Source organism: Acinetobacter genomosp. 33YU (assembly GCF_001990725.1).
Taxonomy (GTDB): Bacteria; Pseudomonadota; Gammaproteobacteria; order Pseudomonadales; family Moraxellaceae; genus Acinetobacter; species Acinetobacter seifertii.
In genome coordinates this window covers 1-313 of the sequence record NZ_LFZQ01000057.1, presented here as the reverse complement: position 1 = coordinate 313, position 313 = coordinate 1, and the positions used below count along the sequence as shown (strand labels likewise).

Below are 313 nucleotides of genomic sequence, written 5' to 3'. Positions count from 1 at the left end.
CTCTGTTACCGCATCTATAACCGGTGCACTTACCTCTACTACAGAAGTTACTGTATCACAATTAGTAGGATTGTTTACCTCACAAATTGTATACTCTACATTATAACTTCCCGCTGGTGTATTTGCCGCCACTGTTACTGTTCCATCCGAATTTAATGTCAATCCTGTTGGAACTGTTACTGGTGTTACTGTTACATCTCCTGGGTTCGTACCTACTGTTACTGGTGACCCATTTAATGTATCATTCGCTGTTAATGCAGAAGTTGTTCCTCCTGGTAATCCATTCACTGGTGTAGTAGTCTCTGTTACCGCA

1 protein-coding gene is annotated in these 313 nt (G+C 41.5%); it reads right to left on the bottom strand.

Annotated features, from left to right (window positions below; all coding sequences use genetic code 11):
• On the bottom strand, positions 1-288 hold a 288-nt coding region (locus AC056_RS19755), incomplete at its 3' end, for a hypothetical protein (RefSeq protein ID WP_213033522.1).
• Positions 289-313 lie beyond the last annotated feature (25 nt).